General features: G+C 71.2%; 9 protein-coding genes and 1 tRNA gene. 3 read left to right on the forward strand and 7 right to left on the reverse strand.

The window, feature by feature from the left end; translation table 11 throughout:
* Positions 1–128: 128 nt before the first annotated feature.
* The 7 genes from rplL to ACWPXV_RS12385 all read right to left on the reverse strand — a co-directional run bounded on the left by rplL (position 129) and on the right by ACWPXV_RS12385 (position 4012).
* A complete protein-coding gene (gene rplL / locus ACWPXV_RS12355) occupies positions 129–518 on the reverse strand; it encodes a 50S ribosomal protein L7/L12 (RefSeq protein WP_454085491.1) in 390 nt (129 codons plus the stop codon).
* Positions 519–593: 75 nt separating this feature from the next.
* Positions 594–1118 carry a 50S ribosomal protein L10 gene (gene rplJ, locus ACWPXV_RS12360; protein WP_454085492.1) on the reverse strand — a complete coding sequence of 175 codons (525 nt, stop codon included), beginning with the start codon at positions 1116–1118 and terminating at the stop codon, positions 594–596.
* Between the two features lie 297 nt (positions 1119–1415).
* On the reverse strand, positions 1416–2132 hold the full coding sequence (gene rplA, locus ACWPXV_RS12365; protein WP_454085493.1) for a 50S ribosomal protein L1: 717 nt from the start codon (positions 2130–2132) through the stop codon (positions 1416–1418).
* Between the two features lie 106 nt (positions 2133–2238).
* Positions 2239–2670: a 50S ribosomal protein L11 gene (gene rplK / locus ACWPXV_RS12370; protein WP_152187590.1), complete on the reverse strand. Its 432-nt coding sequence runs from the start codon at positions 2668–2670 to the stop codon at positions 2239–2241.
* Positions 2671–2761: 91 nt separating this feature from the next.
* On the reverse strand, positions 2762–3559 hold the full coding sequence (nusG, locus tag ACWPXV_RS12375; protein WP_454085494.1) for a transcription termination/antitermination protein NusG: 798 nt from the start codon (positions 3557–3559) through the stop codon (positions 2762–2764).
* Positions 3560–3607: 48 nt separating this feature from the next.
* A complete protein-coding gene (gene secE / locus ACWPXV_RS12380; protein ID WP_251304060.1) occupies positions 3608–3877 on the reverse strand; it encodes a preprotein translocase subunit SecE in 270 nt (89 codons plus the stop codon).
* Between the two features lie 62 nt (positions 3878–3939).
* A tRNA-Trp gene (locus ACWPXV_RS12385) sits at positions 3940–4012 on the reverse strand.
* A 190-nt stretch (positions 4013–4202) separates the two neighbouring features.
* Between ACWPXV_RS12385 and ACWPXV_RS12390 the strand changes: the two genes are divergently transcribed.
* The 3 genes from ACWPXV_RS12390 to ACWPXV_RS12400 all read left to right on the forward strand — a co-directional run bounded on the left by ACWPXV_RS12390 (position 4203) and on the right by ACWPXV_RS12400 (position 7694).
* Complete coding sequence (locus tag ACWPXV_RS12390) at positions 4203–5429, forward strand: pyridoxal phosphate-dependent aminotransferase (protein WP_454085495.1); 1227 nt, start codon at positions 4203–4205, stop codon at positions 5427–5429.
* Positions 5430–5513: 84 nt separating this feature from the next.
* Positions 5514–7019, forward strand: coding sequence for a sensor histidine kinase (locus ACWPXV_RS12395; protein ID WP_454085496.1), 1506 nt, complete (start codon positions 5514–5516; stop codon positions 7017–7019).
* The gene (locus ACWPXV_RS12400) at positions 7020–7694 is read left to right on the forward strand and encodes a response regulator transcription factor (protein WP_454085497.1); all 675 of its coding nucleotides are present in this window, start codon (positions 7020–7022) and stop codon (positions 7692–7694) included.
* Positions 7695–7908: the final 214 nt, after the last annotated feature.

Raw genomic sequence — 7908 nt, forward strand, 5'->3', positions numbered from 1 at the left:
TCACCATACGCCATCACCTCGGGTGGGAGAAGTCGTGGCGCGCCGGAGATTCCGGGGAACGCCGACGGCCCGGCACCCCGAGGGGTGCCGGGCCGTGACGGGCCGTGAGGCCGGGTGGTGCTATGAGGTCACTTGACGGAGACGGTGGCCCCGGCGCCCTCGAGGGCCTCCTTGGCCTTGTCCGCGGTGTCCTTGTCGACGCCCTCGAGGACGGCCTTGGGGGCCGAGTCCACGAGGTCCTTGGCCTCCTTGAGGCCGAGGCTCGTGAGCGCGCGGACCTCCTTGATGACCTGGATCTTCTTGTCGCCGATCGCGTCGAGGACGACATCGAACTCGGTCTTCTCCTCCTCGGCCGCGCCGGCGTCGCCGCCGCCGGCCGGGGCGGCCGCGGCAACGGCGACCGGAGCAGCGGCGGTGACCTCGAAGGTCTCCTCGAACTGCTTCACGAACTCGGAGAGCTCGATGAGGGTGAGCTCCTTGAAAGCCTCGATGAGCTCGTCGGTGGTGAGCTTCGCCATGGTGGCGTCCTTCCTGGTTGTTCTGCCCTGTGCTGTCTACTGCGTGGAGCAGGGTGGGGTGGGGGTACCGACGCCTCAGGCGGCGTCGGCGGCCTGCTTCTCGCGCAGGGCCTCGATGGTGCGCGCGGCCTGGGTGGCCGGCGCGGTGAACAGGTATGCAGCCTGGTAGAGCGCTGCCTTGAACGCGCCAGCCGCCTTGCCCAGCAGCACCTCACGGCTCTCGAGGCTCGCGAGCGTGTCGACGTCCTGCGCCGACAGCGCCCGGCCCTCGAGCACGCCGCCCTTGATGACGAGCTGGGGGTTGCTCTTGGCGAAGTCACGCAGACCCTTGGCAGCCTCGGAGGGCTCCCCGGTCACGAATGCGATCGCCGTCGGGCCGGTGAGCTGGTCCTCGAGTCCGTCGAGCCCCGCCTCCTTGGCCGCGATGGCGGTCAGCGTGTTCTTCACGACGGCGTAGCTGGCATTGGTGCCGAGCGAGCGGCGCAGCTCCTTGAGCTGGCCGACGCTGAGCCCGCGGTACTCGGTGAGCACGACGGCGTTTGCCTCACGCAGCTGCTGCGTGAGCTCGGTGACTGCCGCCACCTTGTCAGGCCTCGCCATGGCCCTCCTTCTCGGTCGTGCCGCCGGAGGATGGAGTCGAGCAACAAAAAAGCCCCGCGCAGGGTGTGCACGGGGCGCGTCGCGAGACGGCGTCACATGATCACCTGCGCTGGCTCCGCTGCTGCGGACTTCGACCCGTCATGGCTGACGGGGGACCGGCGGTCTTGGGCAGAGGCAACAGTACCCCGGCAGCGGGCTCAGGTCCAAGCCCGTCGGCCCTGGTGTGCCCCACCCCACACCCAGACGCAGCAGCGCCCCGGTCCTTGCGGGCCGGGGCGCTGCTGACGTGGTCTCAGATCAGGACGGGGTGTCCGAGGTGAGGTTGCGCGTGAGGGTGGCGTCGAGCGGGATGCCCGGGCCCATCGTCGTGGCCATGGTGGCCTTGGAGATGTACCGGCCCTTGGAGGAGGACGGCTTGAGCCGCAGCACCTCGTCGAGGGCGGCGGCGTAGTTCTCCACCAGCTGCTCCTCGGAGAAGGAGACCTTGCCGACGATGAAGTGGAGGTTGGAGTTCTTGTCGACGCGGAACTCGATCCGCCCGCCCTTGATCTCCGTGACCGCCTTGGCGACGTCCATGGTCACCGTGCCGGTCTTCGGGTTGGGCATGAGGCCACGGGGGCCGAGCACGCGGCCGAGGCGGCCGACCTTGCCCATGAGGTCCGGCGTCGCGACGGCGGCGTCGAAGTTCGTGTAGCCCGCGGCGACCTTCTCGATGAGCTCGTCGCCACCGACCTCGTCGGCGCCGGCGGCCTCGGCCTGCGCCGCGCGCTCGCCGACGGCGAAGACGAGGACACGGGCCGACTTGCCGGTCCCGTGGGGCAGGCTGACGGTGCCGCGCACCATCTGGTCCGCCTTGCGGGGGTCGACGCCGAGACGGAAGACGACCTCGACGGTCTGGTCGAACGTGGTGGTCGCGCTCTCCTTGGCGAGGCGGACGGCCTCGAGGGGGGCGTAGACCTGGGAGCGGTCGATCTTCTCGGCCGCCTTGCGGTAGTTCTTGCTGCGCGTGGTCATGCTGCTTCTCCTAGTGTGAGCAGTCGTGGTCTGCGGGTCCGCGCCGGACCCTGCCACGGGGCGCCGAGGCGCCTGGAACGACGGACGCGGGAGGCGTCCTGGTGCCTCAGTCCGAGACGGTGATGCCCATGGAACGGGCGGTGCCGGCGATGATCTTCGCGGCGGCGTCGACGTCGTTGGCGTTGAGGTCGACCATCTTGCCCTCGGCGATCTCGCGGACCTGCGCCATCGTGAGGGAGCCGACCTTCGCGGTGTGCGGGGTGCCGGAGCCCTTGGCGACGCCGGCGGCCTTCTTGATGAGCTCGGCGGCCGGCGGGGTCTTGGTGATGAAGGTGAACGAGCGGTCCTCGTACACCGTGATCTCCACGGGGATGACGTTGCCGCGCTGCGACTCGGTCGCCGCGTTGTACGCCTTGCAGAACTCCATGATGTTCACGCCGTGCTGGCCCAGCGCGGGGCCGATGGGCGGCGCGGGGGTCGCGGCGCCGGCCTGGATCTGGAGCTTGATCAGGCCTGCAACCTTCTTCTTGGGAGGCATGGTGCGTCCTTATGTTCCTGGGCGTCGGTGACCGCCGACGCCGCCTTGCGGGTCCGGCGCAGCAGGAAGCGTGCGCCGGGGAGCCGTCCGCTCAGATCTTGGCGACCTGCGAGAACGACAGCTCGACCGGGGTCTCCCGGCCGAAGATCGACACGAGCACCTTGAGCTTCTGCTGCTCCGGGCTGATCTCGGAGATCGTGGCCGGGAGGGTCTCGAAGGGCCCGTCGGTGACGGTGACGGACTCGCCGACGGAGAACTCGACCTCGATCGGGGTGCTCGGGGCACTCCCGCCGCCCGCGGCCTTGGCCGACTCCTTGGGGGCGAGGGTCGGGGCGAGCATCGAGAAGACCTCGTCCTCGGTCAGCGGCACCGGCTGGTGCGTGTGGCCGACGAAGCCGGTGACACCGGGCGTGTGGCGCACCGCGCCCCACGACTCGTCGGTCAGGTCCATGCGCACGAGCACGTAGCCCGGGATACGGACCCGGGTGACGAGCTTGCGCTGGGAGTTCTTGATCTCGACGACGTCCTCCATCGGGACCTCGACCTGGAAGATGTAGTCCTCCATGTTGAGGCTCTGGATGCGGTTCTCGAGGTTCGCCTTGACGCGCTTCTCGTAGCCCGCGTAGGAGTGCACGACGTACCAGTAGCCCGGCAGCAGCCGCAGCTCGCGGCGGAACTCCTCCTCGGGGGAGACCTCCTCGGCCTCCTCGGCGTCGTCCTCGGGGGAGTCCTCGACGACGGCCGACTGCTCGGCGGGGGTCGAGTCCTCGCCTGCGGCCTCGCTCTCCTCGACGGCTGCGGTGCTCTCGGCCTCCGCACCCGGCAGGTCGCTCGGGGTGTCGTCAGGAGCCTCGTCCGGGGCCGTGTGCTCCACGGTCTCCTCAGTCACGGGGTACCAACTTTCTTGCGTCGTAGTTCGATGCTGCGGGGGGCGGGATCAGCCGCCGAACACCCACAGCGCCAGCCGCCCGAAGCCCAGGTCGACAAGGCCCACGTAGGCCATGATCGCCAGCACGAAGACGATGACGACGACGAAGAAGGTGAACAGCTCGTTGCGGGTCGGCTTGACGACCTTCTTCAGCTCGGCGATCACCTGTCGGACGAACAGCGCGATCCGGGCGAAGAGACCACGCTTCTTGGTCGTCCCGTCCCCGGCGCGGCCGGCACGCTCGGGCTTGCCCGAGGTCGTGCTCGCGGACTCACTCACAGGCGGTCTTCCTCACTGGTCAGGGTGTCGTGGCCGAGGGCGCCGTTCCGACGCCACTGCTGCAGGGCAGGAGGGACTCGAACCCACAACCGCCGGTTTTGGAGACCGGTGCGCTACCAATTGCGCCACTGCCCTTCGCGACTTCCGCCTCCGACCGACCGTCGCAGCGCGCGGTCGAGCCGGTGGTCGAGAGCCACCAGGGATCGAGTGTACGCGTCCGGGGCCGCTTGGTCGAATACGCCTGCCCGTGACGCTCGTCGCGGCCCTCCGTCCGTGGGACGGGCGGCCCGGGGACGGCGCGCGCGGGCCGTGCCACCATAGCCGGGTGAGCGAGCACACGAGCACCCCGAGCACCCCGTCCCCCACGCGCGTCTCCGCCCGGCTGGCGGCGATCGCCGAGAGCGCCACCCTGGCGGTCGACGCGAAGGCGAAGGCGCTCAAGGCCGCCGGCCGGCCGGTCATCGGCTTCGGCGCCGGCGAGCCGGACTTCCCCACACCCCAGTACATCGTCGACGCGGCCGTCGCCGCGGCGCAGGACCCGGTCAACCACCGCTACTCCCCCGCCAAGGGCCTGCCCGTCCTGCGCGAGGCGATCGCGGCCAAGACGCTGCGCGACTCCGGCTACGAGATCTCCCCGGACCAGGTCCTCGTGACCAACGGGGGCAAGCAGGCGGTCTACCAGGCCTTTGCCGCGATCATCGACCCGGGCGACGAGGTCCTCCTGCCCGCCCCGTACTGGACCACCTACCCCGAGGCCATCGCGCTGGCCGGCGGGCGCACCGTCGAGGTCGTCGCCGGCTCCGACCAGGACTACCTCGTCACGGTCGAGCAGCTCGAGGCGGCCCGCACGCCCCGGACCAAGGCGCTGCTCTTCTGCTCGCCGTCCAACCCCACCGGCGCTGTCTACTCCCCCGAGCAGACCGCCGCGATCGGCCGCTGGGCCCACGAGCACGGCGTGTGGGTCATCACCGACGAGATCTACGAGCACCTCGTCTACGACGACGCCGTGTTCACCCCCGTGCTGCGCGCCGTCCCCGAGCTCGCCGACACGACGATCGTCCTCAACGGCGTCGCCAAGACCTACGCGATGACCGGCTGGCGCGTGGGCTGGATGGTCGGCCCGAGCGACGTCATCAAGGCGGCGACGAACCTCCAGTCCCACCTCACCTCGAACGTCGCCAACGTGTCCCAGCGCGCCGCCCTCGCCGCGGTGTCCGGCGACCTCAGCGCCGTCGCGACGATGCGCGAGGCCTTCGACGAGCGCCGCCGCACGATGGTGAGCATGCTCCGGGAGATCGACGGCGTCGAGGTCCCCACCCCGCGGGGCGCGTTCTACGCCTACCCGAACGTCGAGGGCGTCCTCGGGCGCACGATCCGCGGCCGCACGCCGCAGACCTCCGCCGAGCTGGCCGCTCTCATCCTCGAGGAGGCCGAGGTGGCCGTCGTGCCCGGTGAGGCCTTCGGCCCCAGCGGCTACCTGCGCCTGAGCTACGCGCTGGGCACCGAGGACATGGTCGAGGGCATCCGGCGCATCCAGGAGCTCCTCGCCTGACGCGAGCACGCGACGAGAGAGGCCCGGGCGGGAGCCCGGGCCTTTTCTCATCCCTGTCTCATGCCCGGCCCCGATACTGACCGGGTGAGCACCCGCCGTCGTCGTCCCCTCACGGTCCGCACCCGCATCCTCGCGACCGTGCTCGTGCTGAGCGCGCTCGCCCTCGTCGCGGCGGGCGGGACGGCGTGGGGGCTGCAGCGCATCCGCGTGGACCGGGACATCGACGACGCCCTCAACCGGACGATCACCGAGCTGCGCACGCTGGCCGAGACCGGCGTCGACCCGGACACCGGGACAGCCTTCCAGGACTCCGACCGCCTGCTGTACACGATGATGAGCCGCGAGGTGCCGGCGACGAACGAGGGCATGATCGCCTTCATCCGGGACAACGTCCGCTACCAGACGCAGGACATCGGCGTCCCACTCGCGCTGGACCCCGAGCTCGTCCACGCCGTCTCCGACGCCTGGCAGCTCGAGCGCGTCGTCATCGACACGCTGCGGACCTCCCAGCGGGAGTACCGCTACGCCGCCGTACCCGTCCAGGTCGGGGACTCCGCGCCGGGCGCGATGATCCTCGCCTTCGACCGCGACGCGGAGCAGGCGGAGATCGGGGCGACCTTCCGCACCTACGGCATCGTCGCGGCCGGCTCGCTCCTCGTGCTCGCCGTCGTCGCCTGGGTCCTCTCGGGCCGCCTGCTGCGGCCGCTGCGGACACTGCGGGAGACGGCCGAGCAGATCAGCGTCACCGACCTCTCCCGCCGCATCCCCGTGGACGGCACCGACGACCTGTCCGAGCTCGCCCGGACCTTCAACGACATGCTCGGGCGGCTGGAGACGGCCTTCGGCTCCCAGCGCCAGCTCCTCGACGACGCCGGGCACGAGCTGCGCACGCCGATCACCATCGTGCGGGGCCACCTCGAGCTCATGGACCCGACCGACGAGCAGGACGCGACCGAGACGCGCGCGCTCGCGCTGCGTGAGCTCGACCGGATGCACCGGCTCGCCGACGACCTCGTCCTCCTCGCCCGGTCCGAGGCGCCGGACTTCGTGCGGACCGAGCCGACGGACGTCGGCACGCTCCTCGACAACGTCCTCGACCAGGCCCGGCAGCTGGGCAACCGGCGCTGGCGGGTGACGAACCGCGCCGAGGCCGTCGTCGACGTCGACCCCGAGCGCGTGACGCAGGCACTCCTCCAGCTCGCGGCCAACGCGGTGAAGTTCTCCGACGACGGCAGCACCGTCCGCCTCGGCTCCCGCCTCGAGGACGACCGCCTGGCCCTGTGGGTGGAGGACGAGGGCATCGGCATCCCACCCGAGCAGCAGGGCCGGATCTTCGAGCGCTTCGCCCAGGTGACCGGGCCGCAGCGACGCCCGGCCGGGGGCTCCGGCCTCGGCCTGTCGATCGTCGCGGCGATCGCCGCCGGGCACGGGGGGCGCGTCGACGTCACCTCCGCGCCGGGCAGGGGGTCGCGCTTCACGCTGCTCCTGCCGGCGCCCGGCGTCCAGCCCGCCCCCATCCCCGACGACGAGATCGTCGTCGACCCCGACGAGCTCGGCGCAGAGGGCGCCGGCCAGGACGGAGCCCGCTAGATGTCCCAGATCCTGATCGCCGAGGACGAGCCCGGCATCTCCTCCTTCATCACCAAGGGCCTGCGCGCCGCGGGCTACGCCTCGACGGCGGTGACGACCGGCCAGGAGGCGCTCGTCCTCGCGCTGGCCGGGGACGTCCAGCTCCTCGTCCTCGACATCGGCCTGCCCGACATGGACGGGTTCACCGTCCTGCGCCGGCTGCGGGAGGCCGGCTCGGCCCTGCCGGTCATCATCCTCACCGCCCGCACCTCGGTGGATGACACCGTCGCCGGGCTCGAGGGCGGGGCCGACGACTACATGCCCAAGCCCTTCCGCTTCGAGGAGCTCCTCGCCCGGATCCGGCTGCGCCTGCGTGCGCCCGAGCAGGGCGGCCAGTCGACGAACGTCCTCGCCTTCGGTGACCTGTCCCTGGACCTGCGCACCCGGCACGCGACGGTCGCCGGCCGGGAGGTGGAGCTGTCCGCCCGCGAGTTCTCCCTCGCCGAGACCTTCCTGTCCCACCCGGGCCAGGTCCTCAGCCGCGAGCAGCTGCTCGACCGGGTGTGGGGCTACGACTTCGACCCCGGCTCCAACGTCGTGGACGTCTACGTCCGCTACCTGCGCAAGAAGCTCGGCGCCGAGCGCATCGTCACCGTGCGCGGCATGGGCTACCGCCTCGTCGACACCACCCGCTGACACGCCACCGTGGTTCTTCCGCATATGCGGAAGAACCACGGCTCCGTCACCCCTTGCGCCGCAACGTGCGCGCATATGCGTGTCGAGGTGGGGGCCAGGCGGGAGGACGCGCACGACGGCGAGAGCCGGCCCCGTCGTCGGGGCCGGCTCTCGGCGCGTGGTGGTGGGGTCAGTCGGCGGAGTCGGCCGACTGACCCCACCACCACGCGCCGAG

Source organism: Georgenia sp. Marseille-Q6866 (genome assembly GCF_965111665.1).